At 74.2% G+C, this 20,041-nt stretch carries 17 protein-coding genes; 5 read left to right on the top strand and 12 right to left on the bottom strand.

The annotated features are described in order from the left end of the window. Positions 1-91: 91 nt before the first annotated feature. Together ACFYSC_RS27210 and ACFYSC_RS27205 are read right to left on the bottom strand one after the other, a co-directional pair. Entirely contained in the window at positions 92-490 is a 399-nt protein-coding gene (locus tag ACFYSC_RS27210) for an STAS domain-containing protein (protein WP_389967312.1), read from the bottom strand. Next, a complete protein-coding gene (locus ACFYSC_RS27205) occupies positions 487-4,653 on the bottom strand; it encodes a SpoIIE family protein phosphatase (protein ID WP_389967309.1) in 4,167 nt (1,388 codons plus the stop codon). The genes ACFYSC_RS27210 and ACFYSC_RS27205 overlap by 4 nt, the downstream gene beginning before the upstream one ends. Before the next feature lie 141 nt (positions 4,654-4,794). Between ACFYSC_RS27205 and ACFYSC_RS27200 the strand changes: the two genes are divergently transcribed. Further along, complete coding sequence (locus tag ACFYSC_RS27200) at positions 4,795-5,151, top strand: STAS domain-containing protein (RefSeq protein WP_362940007.1); 357 nt, start codon at positions 4,795-4,797, stop codon at positions 5,149-5,151. Here the strand turns inward: ACFYSC_RS27200 and ACFYSC_RS27195 are convergent. Beyond that, positions 5,109-7,301: a SpoIIE family protein phosphatase gene (locus ACFYSC_RS27195; protein WP_389967304.1), complete on the bottom strand. Its 2,193-nt coding sequence runs from the start codon at positions 7,299-7,301 to the stop codon at positions 5,109-5,111. The two genes, ACFYSC_RS27200 and ACFYSC_RS27195, sit on opposite strands and share 43 nt — an antisense overlap. 149 nt (positions 7,302-7,450) lie before the next feature. Then, complete coding sequence (locus tag ACFYSC_RS27190; RefSeq protein WP_389967301.1) at positions 7,451-8,611, bottom strand: acyl-CoA dehydrogenase family protein; 1,161 nt, start codon at positions 8,609-8,611, stop codon at positions 7,451-7,453. Positions 8,612-8,786: 175 nt separating this feature from the next. On the opposite strand from ACFYSC_RS27190, the gene ACFYSC_RS27185 reads away from it, so the two are divergent. Continuing rightward, positions 8,787-9,107, top strand: coding sequence for a hypothetical protein (locus ACFYSC_RS27185; RefSeq protein WP_389967298.1), 321 nt, complete (start codon positions 8,787-8,789; stop codon positions 9,105-9,107). A 103-nt stretch (positions 9,108-9,210) separates the two neighbouring features. Here ACFYSC_RS27185 and ACFYSC_RS27180 read toward each other — a convergent pair whose 3' ends face one another. The 4 genes from ACFYSC_RS27180 to ACFYSC_RS27165 form a co-directional block, all read right to left on the bottom strand. Continuing rightward, positions 9,211-10,002: a hypothetical protein gene (locus ACFYSC_RS27180; protein WP_389967295.1), complete on the bottom strand. Its 792-nt coding sequence runs from the start codon at positions 10,000-10,002 to the stop codon at positions 9,211-9,213. Between the two features lie 378 nt (positions 10,003-10,380). Beyond that, positions 10,381-11,124 carry a DUF899 domain-containing protein gene (locus ACFYSC_RS27175; protein WP_389967292.1) on the bottom strand — a complete coding sequence of 248 codons (744 nt, stop codon included), beginning with the start codon at positions 11,122-11,124 and terminating at the stop codon, positions 10,381-10,383. Positions 11,125-11,246: 122 nt separating this feature from the next. Continuing rightward, positions 11,247-11,579 (bottom strand): putative quinol monooxygenase, encoded by a 333-nt coding sequence (locus tag ACFYSC_RS27170; RefSeq protein WP_389967289.1) that lies wholly within the window; start codon positions 11,577-11,579, stop codon positions 11,247-11,249. Positions 11,580-11,683: 104 nt separating this feature from the next. Further along, positions 11,684-13,144 carry an ATP-binding protein gene (locus tag ACFYSC_RS27165; RefSeq protein WP_389967286.1) on the bottom strand — a complete coding sequence of 487 codons (1,461 nt, stop codon included), beginning with the start codon at positions 13,142-13,144 and terminating at the stop codon, positions 11,684-11,686. A gap of 176 nt (positions 13,145-13,320) precedes the next feature. Here ACFYSC_RS27165 and ACFYSC_RS27160 point away from each other — a divergent pair, with 176 nt between their 5' ends. Beyond that, on the top strand, positions 13,321-14,175 hold the full coding sequence (locus ACFYSC_RS27160; protein ID WP_389967283.1) for an alpha/beta fold hydrolase: 855 nt from the start codon (positions 13,321-13,323) through the stop codon (positions 14,173-14,175). Between the two features lie 54 nt (positions 14,176-14,229). Here the strand turns inward: ACFYSC_RS27160 and ACFYSC_RS27155 are convergent, their stop codons facing one another. Continuing rightward, positions 14,230-14,664 carry an SPW repeat protein gene (locus ACFYSC_RS27155; RefSeq protein WP_389967280.1) on the bottom strand — a complete coding sequence of 145 codons (435 nt, stop codon included), beginning with the start codon at positions 14,662-14,664 and terminating at the stop codon, positions 14,230-14,232. Between the two features lie 312 nt (positions 14,665-14,976). Between ACFYSC_RS27155 and ACFYSC_RS27150 the strand changes: the two genes are divergently transcribed. Further along, positions 14,977-15,999, top strand: a complete 1,023-nt coding sequence (locus tag ACFYSC_RS27150) for an SDR family oxidoreductase (protein ID WP_389967277.1) — start codon at positions 14,977-14,979, stop codon at positions 15,997-15,999. Between the two features lie 80 nt (positions 16,000-16,079). Beyond that, on the top strand, positions 16,080-16,505 hold the full coding sequence (locus ACFYSC_RS27145) for a hypothetical protein (protein WP_389967274.1): 426 nt from the start codon (positions 16,080-16,082) through the stop codon (positions 16,503-16,505). 140 nt (positions 16,506-16,645) lie between these two features. Here the strand turns inward: ACFYSC_RS27145 and ACFYSC_RS27140 are convergent, their stop codons facing one another. From ACFYSC_RS27140 to ACFYSC_RS27130, 3 genes are all read right to left on the bottom strand, one after another. Continuing rightward, positions 16,646-18,037, bottom strand: a complete 1,392-nt coding sequence (locus ACFYSC_RS27140; RefSeq protein WP_389967271.1) for a DUF2254 domain-containing protein — start codon at positions 18,035-18,037, stop codon at positions 16,646-16,648. Between the two features lie 146 nt (positions 18,038-18,183). Continuing rightward, complete coding sequence (locus tag ACFYSC_RS27135) at positions 18,184-19,173, bottom strand: serine hydrolase domain-containing protein (protein WP_389967268.1); 990 nt, start codon at positions 19,171-19,173, stop codon at positions 18,184-18,186. Between the two features lie 169 nt (positions 19,174-19,342). Next, complete coding sequence (locus tag ACFYSC_RS27130; protein ID WP_389967265.1) at positions 19,343-19,942, bottom strand: DUF1349 domain-containing protein; 600 nt, start codon at positions 19,940-19,942, stop codon at positions 19,343-19,345. Between the last annotated feature and the right edge of the window lie 99 nt (positions 19,943-20,041).

Here is a 20,041-nt window from a genome sequence, read left to right as displayed (position 1 = left end):
CCGTACGGCCGGCCCCGCTGTCAAGGACGGGCCGGGCCGTACGCGGCCCTGAGCCGTCAGGACGGGCCGGGCCGTACGGGGCCCTGAGCCGTCAGGACCCGAGCCGCCAGGACGGGCCCGAGCCATCAGGGCCCGCACCATCAGGACCGGAACCGTCAGGACCGGAGCCGTCGGGGCGGGAGCCGTCGGAGCCCGGGTCGAGGCCGTGCACGGTGGTGACGTCGACGAGCCCGGAGATGGACAGGACCGGGGCGAGCAGGGGGTTGGCGACCAGTTCGATGTGCGGGGCGTGCTCGAACAGGACGGTCAGCCCGGCACTGTCGAGGTAGTCCACGGCGGCGAGGTCGACGACGAGGCGGCCGTCGTCGGCGGCCCCGGCCAGGGCGTCGTCCAGGGTGCCGGCGTTGCTCATGTCGATCTCACCGGTGACGGTGAGGACCGGGGTGCCGTCGGAGCGCCGAGAGGCGGCCAGCGTCAGGGGGGTCGTCATCGGGTGATCCTCGTGTGCATGTCGACGGTGGTGCCGCCGGCGCCGGGTTCGATGGTGACGTGATGCATCAGGGCCCGCATGAGGGCGACGCCCCGGCCGCGGTGGGAGTTGATCTCCGGCCGGGGGGTCTTCCACCGCCCGCTGTCGACCACGGTCAGACGCAGGTCTCCGCCGGTGGCGACCGCCCGCAGCCGGATCATGTCGCCCGGGGCGTGGCGGTGACCGTGCTCGATGGCGTTGGCGCAGGCCTCGCCGGCCGCCACCAAGACGTTCTGGATCATCGTCGAGCTGATCTCGCAGCGGTTCAGCCAGTCGCGCAGCGCCGTACGCACCGGGGCGAGCTGGCCGGACTCGGCGGGGAAGGCCACCTCCAGCGGCGCGGGCTGGCGGTACAGCAGCAGTGCGACGTCGTCGGTGTACCCGCTGTCCGGCGCCATGCGGATCATGACCTCGGTGGCGAGGTCCTCTATGGGGGTGGAGCGGCCGTCCTGGACGGCGGCGCCGGCCTGGCCGATGCCGTCCGTGAGCGGGCGGCTGCGGCGCTCGACCAGTCCGTCGGTGTACAGGAGCAGGGTGGAGCGGGCCGGCATCGTGCAGGCGGCCTCGGGACGCGCCCGGCCGGGGCGGGCGGCCAGCGGGGTGGAGCGGCCGTCCTGCAGCAGCCGGGTGACGCCGTCGGGAAGGACCAGTATCCCGGGTGGATGCCCGGCGCTGGAGTAGACGAGGTCGCCGGTGGCGGTGTCCAGGACGCCGCAGAAGACGGTGGTGTACCGGGCGCCGGGGACCTGCGCGGCGAACCGGTCGAGGGCCGTGAGCACCTGTGAGGGGCCCGCCTCCTGCAGCAGCAGGGCGCGGCAGGCGCTGCGCAGCTGCCCCATGACCGCCGCGGCCTCGAGGCCCCGGCCCACGCAGTCGCCGACCACGATGCCGATGCGGTCGTCGGGCAGCGGCACGATGTCGTACCAGTCGCCGCCGACCTCCAGGGGCCGGCCGGCCGGTTCGTAGCGTACGGCGAAGCCGTCGGGCAGCCGGGGCGGGCCGAGGATCGCGCGCTGCAGCGCCACCGCGGTCTCGCGCTGCCGGTCGAGCTGGTGTGCCCGGTGCAGGCCCTGGCCGAGGTGGCCGGCCAGCAGCGCCAGCAGGGTCTGGTCCTCGGCGGTGAAGGGCCGGTTCTGGCCGAGGTCGATCCAGACGGCGAGCAGCCCGGTGGGATGCTCCAGGGTGATCCCCGCGCCACCGGCTCCGCTCGCGGACGGGCGCAGCGGCGGCTGCCCGCGCAGGGCGCCGAGCGAGGCGCGCAGCTCCGGCGGCAGGGTCCGCCAGTCCGCTCCGGCGGCGGTGGAGGTCAGGGCAGGCCGGTCGCCGCCGTCGCCGTCGCCGTTCCAGAGGACGGCCAGCACCTGGCGGGCGTGCCAGACCTCCCGCAGCTCCGCAAGGGCCCCGTGCAGGGCGTCGGTCATGTTGCCGGCCTGCGACAGGCGGACGCTCAGGGCGGCCAGCGCGCTCTCCCGCTGCACGGCGTAGTGCTCGGCGGTGACGTCGCGGAGCGTGCCGACGATCCGGCGGCGGCCGGTGTCGGGGTCGAGGACGTCGTTGAAGGTGGCCGCCACCCACACCCGGTGCCCGTCGCGGTGGACGAGGGGGACCACCCCCGTGCCCTTCCCGACGTCCAGGAGCCGGGAGAAGACGTCGCCGACCAGGCGGTGCCCCTCGGGGTCGTCGGCCTCGTCGGGCCACCACGGGTGGCTCGGCCGGTACGGCAGGCCGTCCGCGTCGTAGCCGAGGATGTCGGTGAACGCCGAGTTGATCTCGATGACGGCGCCCTCCTCGTCGCAGACGAAGAACGCCTCCTGCAGGGAGTCGACCAGCGCGTTGCGCCATCGGGCGTGGTGGCCGCGCAACCGCGCCAGCTCCACGTTGGCCCGCACCCGGGCCAGCAGCTCGGCCGCGGAGAAGGGCTTGACGAGGTAGTCGTCGGCGCCGGCCTCCAGGCCCTCGATGGACGCCTCCTGCCCGGCGCGCGCCGACAGCAGCAGAACCGGCACGCCGGCGGTGCGCGGGTCCGCGCGCAACGCGGCGACCAGCTGCAGGCCGTCCAGGAGCGGCATCATCACGTCGCTGACCACCAGGTCCGGCGGGCCGGCGCGGACGGCGTCCAGGGCGGCCCGGCCGTCGGTGACCACCGTGACGTCGTAGGCCGGATACAGCAGCCGGGTGAGGTATTCGCGCATGTCGGCGTTGTCGTCGGCGATCAGCACCCGGGCCCGCCCGGCCTCGCCGTCCCGCCGCCCCTCGGGAAGGTCCTCCGGGGCCGGGCCGGCGGTCTCCGCCGCACCCCCGGCGTCCCGGGCGGGCGCGTCGCCGGGCAGCCAGCGCAGGGCCTCCTCGACGAACGGGTCGGCGGTCGCCGAGACCCTCTCCGCGTCGTCGGCCGGGACGATGTTCCCGGGGGGCAGGTGCGCGGCGCCGAAGGGCAGGCGGACGGTGAACGCGGTGCCCTCGCCCTCGGCGCTCTCGGCGGTGATGGTGCCGCCGTGCAGCCCGACCAGCTCCCGTACCAGCGCCAGGCCGATGCCGCTGCCCTCGTTCGAGCGCGACCGGGCGCTCTCGACGCGGTGGAAGCGCTCGAACAGCCGCGGCAGCTCCTCCCGGGAGATCCCGACGCCGGTGTCGGCGACCGTGAGGACGGCGTGCTCGCCGTCGCCGCGCAGCGCGACCCGGATCGAGCCGTCGAAGGTGAACTTCAGCGCGTTGCTGAGGAGGTTCAGCACCACCTTCTCCCACATGCCCCGGTCGATGTGGACCGGCTCGGCCAGCGGCGGGCAGTCCACGTCGAAGGCCAGCCCGGCCTTGTCGATCGCGGAACGGAAGACGCTGGCCAGCTCGGCGGTGACGGCGGCGAGGTCGACCGGCTCGTAACGGGCCTGCGCCCGCCCCGCCTCGATGCGGGAGAAGTCGAGCAGGGTGTTGACCAGCTTGCCCAGGCGCAGTCCGTTGCGGTGGACGACCTCGAGGTCCTCCCGCACCCGCTCGTCCGCGCCGGCCAGCGCGCTCCGCAGCTCCTGGACCGGCCCCATGATCAGGGTGAGCGGGGTGCGGAACTCGTGGCTGACGTTGGAGAAGAAGGCCGTCTTGGCCCGGTCGAGCTCGGCCAGCTCCTCGGCCCGGCGCTGCTGGAGCTGGTAGGCGACCGCCGCGTTGACCAGGGCGGCGGTCTGCCGCGCGACCAGGCCGAGGAACGACTTGTACGCCTCGTCCAGGGCCCGGCCCGCGCCGGCCGCCAGCACGATCGCCCCGACGGCCTGGCCGCCGGTCTCGCCGGCCAGCGGCAGCACCATGGCCTGCGTCGGGGGGGTCTGCCAGCCCCCGGCGGGCAGGGCGCCGAACCGCTCCGCCACGTCCGTCACCGTGACGGGCCGCTCGGTGCGCAGCGCCTCCCGCACCGGCCAGTCACCGGGCCCGCCCGCCAGGGGGGAGACCTCCGCGCCCTCGGGGCTCATGGCGGTCAGCACCGGCTCGTCGTCGTCCGGCCGGCGCAGGTAGATCGCGGCGAACGGCACGTCGCGGCCGGCCCGCTCCAGCACCCGGGCCGCGAGCCGGCACGCCTCGGTGACGCTGCGGGCACGGCCCGCCTGGGAGCCCAGGTCCTGCAGAACGGCCAGGCGGCGTTCGCCGATGACCCGCTCGGTGGTCTCGCTGACCGCGGTGAACACCCCGCGCACGGCGCCGTCGTCGTCGTGCAGCGGGCTGTAGGAGTAGGTCCAGTAGGTCTCCTCCCAGTAGCCGTGCCGGTTCATCGACAGCAGGAGGTCCTCCGACCAGGTCGCCTCCCCCGAGTCCATCACCGACCGCAGCATCGGCCCGATGGTGTGCCAGATCTCCTCCCACACCTCGTCGCCCCGCTTGGCCAGGGCGGGATGCTTCGATCCCAGCAGCGGGAGGTAGGCGTCGTTGTAGAGGAACCACAGGTCCTCGCCCCACCAGACGATCATGGGGAAGCGCGAGGTCAGGCAGATCCGGCAGGCGGTGCGCAGGCTCGTCGGCCAGGCGTCCGGCTCGCCCATGGGGGTCGAGGACCACGGGTGGGTGCGCATCCGCCGCGCCATCTCACTGGTTCCGGGGAACATCAGTTCCGCCGGTCCGGAGCGATCCCGTCCGCTCATCGCCCGCCTTCCCCAACGCCCCGGCCGGTAAGTCTCCTGTTCAACGATTACGTAGGATAGGGCAAACCCCTGAGGGGGCATTAACGTTGTCCCCGCCCTGCCCGCGCCCGCCGCCCGACCGCAGTCCCCTCTCCAGGAGTCATGGTGCACAACGGTCTGACCGTCACCCTCCGATCTCACCCCGCCGGCCCCCGCCTGCTGGTCGTGACGGGTGATCTGGACCACCACACCAGTCCCGATCTGCGGGACGCCCTGGAGAAGATCCCCCTGGAGACCGGGTCCGGCGTGGTGGTCGACCTGTCGGCCCTGACGTTCTGCGACTCCACCGGCATCGCCGTGCTGATCGCGGCCCACCAGAGTGCCCAGGCCGCCGGGGCCTCCCTGGCGCTGGCCGGCACCGACCCCGACATCGCCCGGGTCTTCCGCATCATGGGGCTGGACCGGCTGCTGTCCTTCTACGACACCGCCGAGGACGCGGTGCGAGCCCTGTCGGCCTGACCTCCCCCGGCCCGGGGCACGGCGGCCAGCGCCAGGACCGCCAGGTCGTCGCGCAGCCCTCCGCCCCACCGGCTCAGGGCGTCGGCCATCAACGCCTCGACGATCCGGTCGGCCGGCCGGTCACCGGGCTCGAGGGGAAGGCACGCGGCCAGCGTGGCGGCGAGGTCGTCGGGCCGGCGCTGGCGGTGGGAGGCGCCGCCCTCGACGAAGCCGTCGGTGTAGAGCACGAGTCCGTCGCCGGGGCGCAGGTCCAGTGAGTGCTCGGGGTAGCGCGCCCCGTCGAACAGGCCCAGCGCCGGGCCGTAGCCGTCCAGATCCTCCAGGGCCATGGTGACGGCCCCGCCGGCGCGCCGCAGGATCGGCGAGGGGTGACCCGCGCAGGCCAGCCGTACCCGGACGGGCTCGGCGGAGCAGTCCATGACGGCGTAGACGAGCGTGCAGAACGGGCTGTTCTCGCGCCGCAGGGCACGGTGGACCAGCGGGAGCACGTGGCCGGGGTCGGGGTCCTGCTGGGCGGCGGCCCACAGGGTGTGGCGGACCAGACCGGTGACGGCGGCCGCGGCCGGTCCCTTGCCGCACACGTCTCCCAGCGCCACGGCCCAGCGCTCCCCGGGCAGCGGGAAGGCGTCGTAGAAGTCGCCGCCGATCTGCAGGCCGTCGCCGTACGGGCGGTAGCGGGCGGCCAGCTCGACACCGGGCGGCTCGGGCAGCCGCGGCGGCAGCAGGGGGCGCTGCAGGGCGTCGGCGGTGGCGCTCAGCCGTTCCAGCAGCCGGTCGCGGTGCACGGCCACGGCGATCTGGTCGGCGATCCCGGCGAGGGCCCGCACGCCGGTGTCGGGCAGGCGGCGGCGGGCCAGGACCGCGAGGACGCCCATCACCTGCCCCTGGATGACCAGCGGGTATCCGGCGAACGAGGTCAGCGACTCCCGCCGCACCCAATCCTGCTCCTCGATGTGCGGGTCGCCGATCGCCTCGGAGGTCACGTACGGCAGGCGCCCGGCGGCGATCCGGCCGATCGTCGACTCCCCCAGCCGGACGCGGGCGCACCCGTCGTCCAGGGCGGCGTCCCGGACGGCGTCGGCCGTCAGGCGCAGCGTGCCGGTCGGAGGGTCGAGGATCCACACGGCGGCCACGGCGCCGTCCAGGTGGCCGACGAGCGCCTGGACGCACCGCCGCAGCCGCCGTTCCAGCGGTTCGGCGGCGGTCACGGCGGCGGCGACCTCCCCGCTGATCAGGGCCTGGCCGGTGCGTTCCGCCAGGGCCCGCCGCGACTGGACGGCCTCGGTGACGTCCTCGGCCAGGACGAGGATCTGCTCGGCCCCGCCGGGGTCGGTCACCGGCTGGGGGCTGAGCCGCAGCACCTGCTCGGCGTTGTCGCCGGTGACGCGGGTGAAGACCGGACCGGTTCCGGCGGGATCGGTCCCGGTCACTGAGGTCCCGGTCACCGGGATTCCGGTCACCGGGATTCCGGCCGCGGGGTCTCCGGCGGGATCAGGCCCGGTCGCGTCGGCGGGCGGGCCCCCGAGGTAGGACCGCAGGCGCTCCCGGGCGTCGGCGGGGAACCAGCCGTCCAGGGGGCGGCCGATGGAGCCGGGCTCCTCCAGCCCGAGCAGGCCGGCGGCCCGGTGGTTCCACGCCACCAGGCGCAGGCCGGGGTCGAGCAGAAGGGCGCCGGTCAGCGCCTGGCCGAGTATCGCGCCGAGCAGGTGCCGGCCGGGCTGCCGGAGAGCGGGACCGCCGGAGGTCAGGGCGTGCTGCACGGCGGCCTGGGTGGCGGCGTAGGCACGCTCGCGGTCGATCTGCTCCATCAGCCGGCGGGCGAGGTCCGGCAGGTCGTCGAGCCTGTCGTGCGGCAGCGTGCCGGCGAGCCGGGCCGGGAGCAGCAGCGGCAGCGCCGCGGCCCGCTCCCGGTTGTGAGGCGTCGTCAGCACGACGACGGCCAGGTCGCGGGGGTCGGGACGCAGGGCGTGCACCAGGCCGACCGGGGCGGGAAGTTCGGCGCCGAGCACCACCAGGGTCGGGCGGCGCCCGCCCGGCGGACCCTCGGCGCGCAGCAGGTCGAGGGCCTGCTCCGCGGAGACGTCCACCACTTCGACGCCGGTCTCCGCCAGGCCGGACAGACGCGCCCCGGCCTCGGCGCCGGCCCGCACCAGCAGGACGCGCCGGCGCCCGGACGGGCCGGACGGCTCAGACGGGCCGGACGGCTCAGACGGGCCGGGAAACGGCGGTTCAGGGGACGGCGGACCAGAAGGCATCGGTCCGGAGGGCGGCGGTCCGGGGGGTGTCGCGGGTGGCACCGTCACCCCTCCAGCAACGGCTCGTCCAGCAGCGCCCGGCCGACCCAGACCCGTAGCACGTCGGTGATGGGCGACATCACGTGCGCGGCGCGGGCGTCGCGCATGTGCCGGTGCAGGGCGGAGCCGTCGGAGTATCCCACCCCGCCGACGAGCGTCAGGGCGTCGTTGACGACGGCCTCGGCCGCCTGGGCGACCTCCGCCTTGGCCGAGCACAGGGCCGGCAGGGCCTGGGGACCACCGGTCTCGCCCTCGGCCGCGGCGTGGTAGATCAGCCGCCGGGTCCGCTCGACGACGGCCCACATCTCCCCCAGCCTGTGCTGGACCAGCGGCTGGGCGGCCAGGCTCCGGCCGCTGTGGGCGTGCCGGCGGCGCAGCAGGTGGGTACGGGCCTCCTGCAGTGCGGCCTCGGCCACGCCCAGGTAGGTGCCGGCCATGGCCATCAGGAAGTAGGGGGCGACGACGTTGAAGACGTACCAGATCTCGTCGCCCTCCTCTCCCAGCAGGCCGGCCCGGGGGATCTCGACGTCCTCCAGCAGCGCGCCGCGTGAGGCGTTGCCGCGCATGCCGAGCCCGTGCCAGGAAGGCCCCCAGTCCAGCCCGGGTGCGTCGGCGTCGACGACCACGCAGGAGAACTGGCCGGGGACGGCCCCCGGTCCGGCAGCCGTCGCCGACACCACGTAGGAGTCGGCGTGGCCGCCGTTGGTGACGAAACTCTTGGCGCCGCTCAGCCGCAGCCGGTCGCCGTCCGTCCGCTCCATGCGGGTCTGCGGGAGCCAGAACTCCGCGCCCGTTCCGGGCTCCGACAGCGCCAGCGTGGTCAGGTGCCGCCCGGCGGCGATCGCGGACAGGCGGTCGTGCTGCCCGGGACGGTCGGCCTTGGCGGCGATCACGGCCGAGCCCACCAGGTGCATGCCGAAGCAGATCGACGTCGAGGCGCAGGCCTGGCCGGTGATCTCGCCGACCTGGGCGACGGCGAGCAGGCCGTGACCCATCCCGCCGAACCGCTCGGGCACCACCAGCCCGCCGAGCCGGGATCGCAGCGCGGCCATGCCCTCTTCGGGCCAGCGCCCCTCGGCGTCCACCGCGGAGGCCCGTTCCGCCAGGACGTCCCGGGCCGCGTCGCGGGCGGCCGTGAGCGCGACGCCCAGCTCGGTCCGCGCCATGGCCCACTCCTATGATGATCCACCGGCCTGGTGCCGATGTTCTCCGTCGCTTCGGATGTCAAGATAGTTGACGTCGGGTGCGGACGCACAACGGTGCGTTCTCGTCTGGTTTGTCGCTTGCTCTTCCCGTGCGGCTCTTCGGGGCCGCCGCTCCAGGTGAAGCCATGATCCCCGCTTGAAACCGGAGAAGTCGATGTTCCCCCACCGTTTCCGCTCGCGGCGGCCGGGTGACCGGCAGCCGTCCGCCGATCCCCTGCTGCGCGCCCTCACCGAACAGGTCGGCGCCGCGTGCGCCGGCCTCGCCGTCCAGGCCCCGGCGGCCCGGCTGCGCTCCCTGGCCGCCCTGCGCGCCGCCCTCGACGAGGTGGCCGACGAGGCGATGCGCCAGGCGATGCGCCAGGCGCGGGGCGAGGGCTGGTCGCTGCGCCGCATCGCCGCGCACGCCGGGTGCTCCCACGAGCAGGTCCGCCAGATGCTCCAGGACGGGCCGCGCTGAACGCCGGCCGGTCCCCGGCCCCGGTGCGGAGAACAGCCCCGGGCGCGGGGATGCCGCGACCGGGGCCGTCACGCGACGTCCGTCAGGGGACGGGCGCCGGAGCTCAGGAGCCGGAGGTCGGGGTGGGGGCCGGAGTCTCGCCGGGCGGCGGGGCCGGCGTGTCCGGAGACGTCGGGCTCGGGGTGGTCGGCGCGGTGGGCGTGGGCGTGGCGCCGTCCGTGGGAGTCGGGGACGGGGTCTGCGGCGGTGTGGGGCAGGGCTTGGGGGCCCGCCACTTGCCCGTGTTCGGCCAGCCCTGCCGCGGGGACCACCAGACGCCGCGCCTGCCCGGCTGCGACAGGTCGTAGACGTAGGCGGCCGTGGCCTCCTGCGCCTGCCGCAGCGCCGTCAGGGCCACCCAGTCGCCCTGCCGGACCTCTCCGTTCCCCCGCCTGCCCGCCACGAGGCGGGTGTCGTCGGCGAGCGTGTACACCTGCTCGAAGCCGTCGCGGCTGCGCACGGTGATCGAACCGTCGTCCACGGCGGTCACCTCGCCCGTCTGGGCGAACACCGTGACGAACGCGCAGGGGTCCTTCGTCCCCAGCACGAACTCGCCGTGCGCCGCGCCGCCGAACTGCAGCGGGTGCACGGCCGGCAGCTCCGTCACGGTGGGGGACGGCGTGGGCGTCGGCGTCTCGGCGGGGGGCGGGGTCTCGGCAGGGGGCGGGGTCGTCGCGGGCGTCCCGTCGGCCGTGCCCGTCGGAGTGGGTGTCGGCGGCGGCACGGGCGTCGCCGCCGACGCCGCCGTCACCCCGATGCCGCCCGACGCGAGCATCACCGCGGTCGCGGCGACGGCCAGTGGGCGCGAGACGCCCCGGCGCGGTCCGCCCGTTCGGGCCGGGCCTCCCTCGTTCAACGTGTCACGGTTGGTCGATGTCACCATGTCCTCCCGTCTACGGTGTCCGATCGAACGCCCGAGGGGCCGGCGAGGAGGCCCTCGCCCACCCCGAGATGACGATCGCGGCAACCAGCCGCAATGATCTCCTAACGGGCATTCCGCCCACTTCCCGCTTCTTTCCGGCCCATGCGGCCGTGCAGCCGGACGGTCTCCGCGTGCCGCAGCTCCCCGCCAGCTCAACCCGCGGATCCGCGGCGCCGAAAAAATCCGCCGCGGACCGTACGGCGAGCCGCGCCATGCGCCGTACGGCCGGCCGGATCGCATGCCGTACGGCCGGCCGGGCCGCGCGCCGTACGGCCGGCCTGATCGCGCGCCGTACGGCCGGCCCGGGAGCCGTCAGTGGTGGCAGCCCGCCGCCTCGGCGGCGCCGTACCGGTCGTGGTGGCTGAACTCGTTGACGTACCTCTGCCGGCCGAGCGGCGTCAGGTCCAGGTAGTTGTAGGTGCCGAGCAGCAGGTCGAGGCCGCGGCCGTAGGAGGAGTAGGTGTGCAGGACCGCGCCGTCCCCGCCTTCTCCCCCGTCGGCGCGGACGAAGACGCTCACACCGTGGGCCTCGCCCTTCAGGAAGGGGGTCAGGCCGCGCCGCTCCAGGGCCTCGCGGTCGTAGTAGTTGTACTCGACCGGGGCGACGGCCTCGTCGTTGGTCACGTGGAAGTCGTAGTTGAAGTCGCCACCGTGGGAGGAGTACCACGGAACGTCCCAGCCCATCCGCTCGCGGAACGGCTCGATCTTCTCGTACGGCGCGCGGGAGACCAGGGCCAGCGTGGTGCCCGCCCCGTGCAGGTGCGCCAGGTGGCCGATGTTGTCGGTCAGGAACGAGCAGCTCGTGCAGCCCTCGTCCCAGGCGGGGTCGAACATGAAGTGGTAGACGATGAGCTGGCGGCGGCCCTCGAACAGGTCGGGCAGTCCCACCTCGCCGGAGGGCCCCCGGAAGCGGTAGTCCTTGTCCACCGTGACCGCGGGCAGCTCCCGTCGCCGGGCGCGGACCGCGTCCAGCACCCGGAATGCCTCCTTCTCCTGCTCCAGCAGCCGTCTGCGGGCGACCAGCCACTCTTCTCGCGACACGACCGGGTTGCTCATGCGCTGCCCTTCCGATACGGGTTCTCCGGGATCAGGGCGAGTTTCCCGGAAGCCCGCACGGGTCGCCACCCCTGCCGTCCCGGCCCACCCCGGAGCGGGCCGGACCGGGCGGCGGGCACGGCTCAGCCGCGCTCGGGAACGGCCATCTCCCCCAGGAGGGACCAGTCGTCCTGCGGGACCGTGGCGTTGACGATCCGGGGCGTCTCGGCGAGGTGCGGCGGCAGCGTCTCCTGGGCCTTTTTGAAGTGCTCCGACCCCACGTGGGCCGCCCCGGCGTCGCCGTCGCGGAACGCCTCGACCAGGACGTACTCGGCCGGGTCCTCGACGCTGCGGGACCAGTCGAACCACAGGCAGCCCGGCTCGGACCGGGTGGCCCGGGTGAACTCCGCGGTGATCTCGGGCCACCGGTCGGCGTGCTCGGGCAGCACACGGAACTTCGCGGTAATGAAGATCATTGTTTTCCTCCAGCGACGGGCGCGGACGGACCGCCCTGGCCCGCCCCGCTCCGGACTCCAAGTCTGGCCGATCGCCTCCGGCCCCGGCCAACGCGACGGGCCGCTCAGCCGTACAGGTCGTCGAGACCCACCAGATCCACCTCGCCCCGCCCGGCGGCCCGGACGAGGTCGTCGGTGAAGCCGGCGCCCGAGTAACACAGCAGGCGGGTGCGGGAGGTGTCGTACCGGTCGTTCCGGCCGACGAGGTCGCGGATGCGCCGGAGCCGCTGGAGATGCCCCTCACCCATGATCTGCCCCCACTTGACCTCGCCGATCGCGAGCAGCGGGGGCCTGCCGCCGTCCGCGTGGCCGACGGCCGCGACGTCCACCTCGTGGGTGGTACGGCCCGCCGGGTCGTTCACGGTCCCGGCGGTCACCTCGGACGGCCAGCCGCCGAAACGGTCCTCGGCGAAGTGCAGCGTCCAGTCCCGGCAGACCCGCTCGAAGTGAGGTCCCACCACGTTGCCGATGAACCTCTGCCCGGCGTTCCTCCAGATCCGGTCAGTGGCGGTCGCCCGCATGAGCTGCGGCCAGAAGGGACGCATCATCGCGTGGTAGAAGGTGAGCAGCGGCTCCTTGATGCGGAAGTCCGTACGGTTGCTCCGGAAGGCGTCGGTCTCGCGGGCGATGAGCCCCGCGTCCTCCAGGACCGTCAGCGGGTGGGAGAGCTCGTTGCTCTTGCGGCCGACGTGACCGGCGATCCCGCCGCGCCCGCTGTTGCCCTCGGCGATGGCGGCGAGCACCGAGTGGTAGAGGGCGCCGTCGCGCAGGTCGGGCTCCTCCGCGAGGAGATACCTCGCCTCCAGGGACATCGGGCTGCCCGGGGACAGGATGGCCCTGACGACCCAGTCGTCGAAGTCGTCCAGGTCCCGGGGCGCGTCATAGCGGATCATCTCGGTGCGGTACGCCGGTGTGCCTCCGACGACGGCGTGGACCAGCAGCGCCAGCCGGGGGTCGGTCAGCTCCCAGAACCCGGCGGCGAGCCGGTAGTCGAGGGTGTTCACCCGCAGGTCCAGCGATGCCCGCCCGCGGAGCGGCGCGTTTCCGGAGAGCAGGCCGCCCATGAACGACATGGCCGAACCGCACAGGAGGAGCCGGGTCCGTGAGGTCGTGCGCTCCGGCCTGCGCGGGGCGTAGGCGGCCTGGATGATCGACGGCAGGGCGGGGTTGGCGCGGGCGAGGTAGGGGAACTCGTCGATCACCACCGGCACCGGCCTGTCACGGCCGATCCGGAGCAGGACGTCGATCACCGTGGGCCAGTCGGAGGGGGTGAAGGGGGCCGTCGGGTCGAGGTGGCGGGTCAGCGCGTTCCCGATGAGGGCCAGCGACTCGGCGTCGGTCGCCTCCTGCGCGGAGAAGTAGAACCCCCCGGCCTCCTGGCAGAGGGCCTCCAGCAGGAAGCTCTTGCCCTGGCGGCGCCGGCCCGAGACGACGCCGAGCGTGGCGCCCGGCTGGTCGTCGGTCGCGAACCTCGTCAGCGCCGCCCATTCGCGGTCGCGGTCGAACATGTCGGCAGGCTTACGCATCCACCCTCACCAAGAGAAGCGCAGTTCTGATAACTATACTTCTCTCGGTTTCCGCAGGTCTTCCTCACGCACCCCCGCCAAGGGCGTCGTCACTCCCGACCGGCGGGAACCGTGTCCGTTCCCCGTCCCTCCGCGCCGTCTTGGTGATCGGTCACGGTGGCCGGGATACTGCCGGGATGTTCACCGAGAGCCTCGTGGCCGTGTCCGCGGACCCCGTGGTCGAGCTGTTCACCGCGCGGACCCCGGGTCCCGCCGATCGCACCCTGCTGGTGGTCCACGGAGGGCCGGACTGGGACCACACGTACCTGCGCGAGCCCCTGGGCGCACTCGCCGGGCGGCACCGGGTCGTCCTGCCCGACCTGCGGGGCTGCGGGCGCTCCACGCGGGGCATGGACGACGGGCACTACACCCCCGACGCCGTCGCCGGCGACCTGGTCGCCCTGCTGGACGCGCTCGGCTGCCCCCGCGCCGACGTGCTGGGGTTCTCCTACGGCGGGCTGCTCGCGCAGCGGCTGGCGCTCGCCGCACCCGGGCGGGTGCGGAGGCTGGTGATCGCCTCCAGTAGCGTCCCGCCGGTCCCTCCGGACGCCTTCGCGGGGTGGCGCGAACGGGAGGAACGGCTCGCCGCGGAGGCCGACGTGTGGTCCGACCCCGAACTGTCCGGACCGGAACTCACCCGCGCGGCGGCGGTCGCCTCCGCGGCGACGGACGTCTGGCGCCCGGAGGCACTGCCGGGCTACCTCGGCCGCCTGGCGGAGGTGCGTTTCTCGGCGGAGTGGATGCGCCCCTGGCGGGCCGGCGTCCTGCCGTCCGCCCGTCCCGACGACGCCGTACGGCGGCTGCGCGACCTCGGCGTCCCGGTGCTCCTGCTGCACGGCAGGCAGGACATGACGTTCCCCGCGGTCCTGGCGGAGGAGGCGGCGGCGGTGATGCCGGCCGCCCGCGCCGTGGTGATCGAGGAGGCAGGGCACATGGCCCACGTCGACCAGCCCGATCGCTGGCTCGACGCCCTCACCGGCTTCCTGTCCTGACCACTCCCTCGCCGGAGACCGGGCCGTCCTCCCGGGCGGCCCGGTGATCCGGCGTCACGTCTTGTGGCGTGACGTCCGCATGCCGATCCCGATCTCCGCCAACCCGCAGAGCAGCAGGATGACCCCGATGATGACGTTGCTGACGATGACGGACGCGGGAGCCGTGTGCGGGGACACCACCCACGGGGCGATGATCGTCCACAGGCCGATGATGGGCGTCACCCAGGCGACCCCGCGCGTGCGGCCGTAGGCGGAGGTGAACCCGACCGCCAGCGCCGCCACGGCGAGACCCGTGACGAGGTTGTTGATGGTGATCGTGCTACGGCCGTTGAAGCCGACGATCCACGGTGAGATGGCCAGGTAGAGACCGGCCAGGAAGGTCAGCCCACCGACGACTTGTGCGAGCGGTGTCTGGGTCGCGCGGTCGTAACGAGCACGCATCTCGGCTATGTCGGGATGCTGCTCCATTCCCAGTGGCGAATGTGTCATGGTTCCCGCCACCCTTCTTCAGGCTGGTATTCCACCACTTAATCCGTATCCACTCCGTGGGCGACGACTCACGCAGGATGCAATGGTTGGACAAAACCCGGTTCTGTTTATGCGAATGTCCCGGCGTGGCGTGCTCCGGTGGGAGCGGTACGGCGTGCCGGGATCCCCGCGGCCGCCTCCGGCTTCGGCCCCTCGATCCCGTACGCTCCCGGACCTCCCGGACCTCGTGGACCGGCCTTGGACCTCGTGGACGCCTCGATCCCGTATGAGCCCGTCCTCTCCGGGTATCGAGAACCGGCGAGGTGATGAGACATGACCAAGGAGAGTCCCAGGACCGTGGTCGTCACCGGCGCGAGCGCCGGTGTCGGCCGGGCTGCGGCCCGCGCCTTCGGCGCCCGGGGAGACTCGGTGGCGCTGCTCGCCCGCGGCGAGAAGGGGTTGGAGGCCGCCGCCGAGGAGGTTCGGGCGGCCGGCGGGCAGGCGCTGCCGATATCCGTGGACGTCGCCGACCACCGTCAGGTGGAGGAGGCGGCCCGGCGCGTGGAGGAGGAGCTCGGCCCGATCGACGTGTGGGTGAACGTGGCGTTCAGCACGGTCTTCGCCCCGGTCACCGAGATCGAGCCCGAGGAGTACCGGCGGGTGACCGAGGTCACCTACCTCGGCTACGTGTACGGCACGAAGGCCGCGCTGGACCGCATGCTGCCCCGCGGCGAGGGCGCCATCGTCCAGGTGGGCTCCGCGCTGGCCTACCGGGCGATCCCGCTGCAGTCGGGGTACTGCGCCGCCAAGCACGCCATCAAGGGGTTCACCGAGTCCCTGCGCTGCGAGCTGATGCATGACAGGAGCGGCGTGCGGGTCACGATGGTGCAGCTGCCGGCGCTCAACACCCCGCAGTTCGACTGGGTGCTGTCCCGCCTGCCGAACCGCCCGCAGCCGGTGCCGCCCATCTACCAGCCGGAGGTCGCGGCGCGGGCCATCGTGTTCGCCGCCGACCACCCCGAGCGCAAGGAGTTCTGGGTGGGGGCCATGACGGCCGCCACGTTGCTGGCCGACCGGGTGGCGCCCGCCCTGCTCGACAGGTACCTCGCCAGGACGGGCTTCTCCTCCCAGCAGACGCCGGAGCACCGGAGGGCCGGACGCCCGGCCAACCTGTGGGAGCCCGCGGACGACGAGAGCGGAAAGGACTACGGCGCGCACGGGCGCTTCGACTCCCGCTCGCACTCCCGCAGCCCCCAGGTCTGGGTCTCCGAGCACCGCCGCCTGGTGACCGCCGCCGGAGCCGCGGCGGGCCTGGCCGGCCTGACCTGGCTCGCCCGGCGCGCCGGGGCCGGGTGAGCCGGAACCGCGCGGAGCCGCGGCCCTCCCGGAGGGGGCCGCGGCCGGCGACCACCGTCTACGCAGTCCAGGAGCATCCCATGAACGACGACCCGCGGCGCGACCGCGACGAGACTCCGTACGACCCCGGGGACGCGCCGCACGGTTCCGGGGACACGTCACGCGCCCTCGACGGCACGCCGGACGGTCCCCGGGACACGCCGGACGCCTCCGGGGAAACGCCGCCGGCCCTCAGGCCGGTGCCGCGCAGCGAACCGAGGCCCGTCTCCGGCCGGGGACGCCCGCACGGCCGCCCGATCTCCTGGGTGTTCGTCGGCGCCTTCCTGGTCTTCTTCGCGGCCGGCGGCCTCGCCCTGGTCATCGGGAACATGCCGCTGTTCTGGGGCTGCCTCGCCGCGGTGATCCTCATGATCCCGGTCGGCAGGGCCATCAGGATCATGGACGACACGATGGGCTGGACCCACGCCAGGGCCGACCGCCATCAGAAGCGGGCCAGGGAGCGGTAGGGACCGCGGCCCGGGGCGCGGCCGGGTTCCGGAGCGGCCGTCACGGTCCGGCGCCGCGGAGCCCGGCCGGGCACGGCACCGCGCCGTGATACCCGGCCCGTCACGGTCCGGGCCGCCTGGTCACGATCCGGGCCGGCCGGTCAGAAGCCCGCATCCGGCGGCCAGCGGCCGGCCAGCGCCTCCCGTACCGACCGGGCCAGGGCGCCCATCCGCGCCGCCTCCTCGCGGTCGTACCCCTGGGTGTCGGCGGTGGTGCACAGCCGGACGAGCTGGTCGGCGACGGCCCGGTGGTGCTCGGGCCGGTGGGTGGACCAGGCGACCTCGCGCAGCATCGTGAACAGCCGCGCCAGCACCTCGGGGTCGCCGGTGCCGTAGCGGCGGGGCTGGGTGATCGCCAGGTCGAGGAGCATGGGGAACCCCGGGCGCCGGAGCACGACACGCACCCGGCCGGAGTCGTCCCGCAGCAGGCGGGGGCCCAGGTCACGGCGGGCCAGGTCGCACACCAGCGCGGCGACGTGGCCGAGGGCGTGGACCGCGGTGGTCGGGTCGTTGATCCCCGGTGACAGCGCCTTGAGCGCGACGTCGACGATCTGCCGCAGCCCGAACGCGACGTCCTGGGCCGCGGTGCGCTCGTAGCCGGTTCCGACCGCCTCCGCGACGCGTCCGGACAGCGCCCCGACGGTCTCCGGATCCAGCGCCGCGCCCTCGTCGAGGGGACGTGCCGCCGCGATCGGGATGCCGGCGACCACGGAGTCGCCGGGAAAGTGCCGGAGAAGCACCACGGCGCCGGCGTCGACCGCGGCGGCCAGGAGCTCCTCCTCGTCGACGGAGGTCAGGAAACCCGACGACCGGGCGCACAACGGCACCGTCTGGTCCGTGCGCATCGGCGGGACGCCGGACGGGACCGTCGTCCCCTCGTCCTCTCCCCCGTCCTCCTCCGGCAGGTTGCGTGCGATCGTCGCGTCGGCCTCCGCGTGCACCACGCGCAGCAGCGACTCCACCCGGATCTGCCGGGCCAGGTGAGCCAGGAAGGCCACCAGCGCGATCACGCCGGCCAGCGCGAGCAGGTACGCCACGGTCACCGACAGCTGGGGCACGAACGCCGACCGGTCCTCCGCGGACGCGCGAACCGTGCGCAGCACGGTCAGCGAGTAGACGAACGTGGCCAGCAGCAGCGCCAGCGCGACGTGGACGAACCGGTCCTGGACGAAGGTCCGCAGCAGGCGCGGGGAGTACTGACTGCTGGCCAGTTGCAGCGTGACCACGGTCAGGGAGAACGTCAGCGACGTCACGGTGATCAGTGAACCCGCGATCGCCGACAGCACCGTGCGTGCCGCCTCCGGCCCGCCGGTGAACAGGTAGGCCGTCATCCAGGGAGGCAGTTCGTCGTCGAGGCGGGCGTCGAGGCGGGGCAGCACCACCCCGAGCACGGCCGCCAGGGCCACTCCCGCGACGGGGATCGGCCACAGCCGGGTGCGCCACGCGTCGGCGCGCACCCCCCACCACCGCCTCAGCCTCCCCGCCAGATCCATGGAGAGCCTCCGATCCGTGCCGGGCCGTCGCGCCCGCCCCGGGGACGGGCCCGCGATTTCCAGCATCTCAGAAGCGGCCCGCGGCCTCCCCGCCAGATCCATGGAGGGCCTCCGATCCGCGCCGGAGCGCGAGCCCGCCCGCCGCCTCAGGCGTCCAAGGCCGGAAGGACGACGTCCTCCATGACGGCCAGGGGCAGCGCGCCCTGCTCCGCGCCGTTGTAGTCGCCCGCGGTGACGGCCACGACGAGGTCGAGCCGGGGGACGACGAAGATCCGCTGCCCGCCGTTGCCCATGGCCGAGACCGCCCCGTCCGGGGCGACGTACCAGAGGTAGCCGTAGGAGGTCCCCTCCCAGGCCGGCACCCGCGGACGCAGCATCTCCCCGAGCCACTCGGGGACGACCTCGCGGCGGAGCACGGCCTGGCCGATCCTGGCCATGCCGCGCGGGGTCAGCCGCAGGCCGGAGGCCGCCGAGGCGACCCCGTCCGCACCCGTCATCCATTCGAAGGGACCGACGCCGAGCGGCTCGAAGAGCGCGGTGCGGGCGAAGTCCGCGAGCGGGCGCCCGGTCCCCCGGGCGATGAGCGCGCCGACCAGGGCGGCGGCGCCGCCGCTGTAGCCCCACCGCAGGCCCGGCTCCTCGACGACCGGTCTCTCCAGCACGAAGCGGATCCGGTCGGGCGCCAGCTCCATCCCGATCTCGTCGTTCTCCGGAGAGGTGTACGGCGCGCTCTCGTCCCACCGCAGGCCGAGGGACATCGTGAGCGCGTGCCCGACGGTCAGCCGGGCGCGGCGGGGGTCGGCGGCCAGGTCGGGATACTCGGGGAACCCCGCCAGGAGCGGCTCGCCGGGGCCGGGGACCAGGCCGTCGGCCAGGGCGAGGCCGTACAGCAGCCCGACGACGCTCTTGGTGACCGAGCGGACGTCGTGCAGGGTCTCCGGCCCGAAGTCGACCGTGCCGAGCGGGGTGTTCCAGGAGACGTCGGGGCCGCTGCCGTAGTGCTCCAGCACCAGGGCGCCGTGGCGGACCACCACCACGCCGTGCGGGCCAGGCGGATGTTTCCGGGCCAGGGCATCGAACCGGTCGGCCATATCGGGGGCGAAACCCGCCTCCCCTGGGTCGGTCTGCCGCCACATGCGAATCTCCTCCGTCTCACCCTGATGCGACGGCCACGAAGCCTCCCACAGCGGGTCGCTGATTTTCCAGCCTGTTTCCCGGCGAGGGGTTCGCGGTGCCGTCCGGCCGCCGGAGCGCCGGGCCGGCCGCCGTGCCCGCGACGGCGCGTGGACGCCGGGCTCCCGGCCGCTAGACGCCGCCGCGCAGGTCGGCCAGGCGGCCGGCGGAGTGGCGGACGTCCTCGAACCGCACGGTGCAGCCCTCCCCCGTCGGGGACTGGGCCTGGAAGCCGACCTCGGGGTCGCCGTCCAGCGCGAAGTAGCGGATCAGCTGCCAGAAGTCCGAGCCCACGGCGACGTGGAAGGCGTAGGCGGAGCCGAGCCGGGAGATCCGCAGCCGGACGTCGTCGCCCTCGACGGTGAACGCGTTGCAGTCGTCGGACACCCCCCGGTTCACCACGGTGACGACCGTGGGCCTGCCCTGCGGGGAGAGCTCCAGGCAGAACTTCGCCCAGTGGTCCGGGCCCGCGTACAGCAGCATCACGCCCGCGTCGTAGGTGGACAGCAGGTCGAGCCGGACGCGGGCGCCGAGGGTGAAGTCTCCGTCGAGGCGGCCGACCAGCGCGGGGGCGTCGTCGAAGCGGCCGGGGCCGCCGGGGTCGCAGAACAGGTCCGTCTTCGGCCCCGCGGTGATGGAAAGGGCGTCCTCTCCCACCACCTCGTAGGCGACCGGCTCGTGCAGCCAGTGCATGGGGGCGGGGAAGGCGGGCAGGACGACGGGTTCCGTCATCGGATCTCCTCGGGGGTACGGGTTCTCGGCCAAGCCCTTCGATCTTCGGAACACGCCCAGTCTGTCACGGGAGCGCTCCCACGAGGGGGTCGTCGGCGG

Source organism: Streptosporangium sp. NPDC004379 (genome assembly GCF_042873875.1).
In the GTDB taxonomy this organism is placed as follows: Bacteria; Actinomycetota; Actinomycetes; order Streptosporangiales; family Streptosporangiaceae; genus Streptosporangium.
The sequence above is the reverse complement of the archived record's forward strand: the minus strand, read 5'-3'. Positions and strand labels throughout refer to the sequence as shown.

What these genes read in the sequence shown, in the direction of transcription:
- ACFYSC_RS27210 (WP_389967312.1), bottom strand. Translation starts at nt 490, where the DNA reads ATGACGACCCCCCTGACGCTGGCCGCCTCTCGGCGCTCCGACGGCACC.
- ACFYSC_RS27205 (WP_389967309.1), bottom strand. Translation starts at nt 4,653, where the DNA reads ATGAGCGGACGGGATCGCTCCGGACCGGCGGAACTGATGTTCCCCGGA.
- ACFYSC_RS27200 (WP_362940007.1), top strand. Translation starts at nt 4,795, where the DNA reads ATGGTGCACAACGGTCTGACCGTCACCCTCCGATCTCACCCCGCCGGC.
- ACFYSC_RS27190 (WP_389967301.1), bottom strand. Translation starts at nt 8,611, where the DNA reads ATGGCGCGGACCGAGCTGGGCGTCGCGCTCACGGCCGCCCGCGACGCG.
- ACFYSC_RS27175 (WP_389967292.1), bottom strand. Translation starts at nt 11,124, where the DNA reads ATGAGCAACCCGGTCGTGTCGCGAGAAGAGTGGCTGGTCGCCCGCAGA.
- ACFYSC_RS27170 (WP_389967289.1), bottom strand. Translation starts at nt 11,579, where the DNA reads ATGATCTTCATTACCGCGAAGTTCCGTGTGCTGCCCGAGCACGCCGAC.
- ACFYSC_RS27165 (WP_389967286.1), bottom strand. Translation starts at nt 13,144, where the DNA reads ATGCGTAAGCCTGCCGACATGTTCGACCGCGACCGCGAATGGGCGGCG.
- ACFYSC_RS27160 (WP_389967283.1), top strand. Translation starts at nt 13,321, where the DNA reads ATGTTCACCGAGAGCCTCGTGGCCGTGTCCGCGGACCCCGTGGTCGAG.
- ACFYSC_RS27155 (WP_389967280.1), bottom strand. Translation starts at nt 14,664, where the DNA reads ATGACACATTCGCCACTGGGAATGGAGCAGCATCCCGACATAGCCGAG.
- ACFYSC_RS27150 (WP_389967277.1), top strand. Translation starts at nt 14,977, where the DNA reads ATGACCAAGGAGAGTCCCAGGACCGTGGTCGTCACCGGCGCGAGCGCC.
- ACFYSC_RS27145 (WP_389967274.1), top strand. Translation starts at nt 16,080, where the DNA reads ATGAACGACGACCCGCGGCGCGACCGCGACGAGACTCCGTACGACCCC.
- ACFYSC_RS27140 (WP_389967271.1), bottom strand. Translation starts at nt 18,037, where the DNA reads ATGGATCTGGCGGGGAGGCTGAGGCGGTGGTGGGGGGTGCGCGCCGAC.
- ACFYSC_RS27135 (WP_389967268.1), bottom strand. Translation starts at nt 19,173, where the DNA reads ATGTGGCGGCAGACCGACCCAGGGGAGGCGGGTTTCGCCCCCGATATG.
- ACFYSC_RS27130 (WP_389967265.1), bottom strand. Translation starts at nt 19,942, where the DNA reads ATGACGGAACCCGTCGTCCTGCCCGCCTTCCCCGCCCCCATGCACTGG.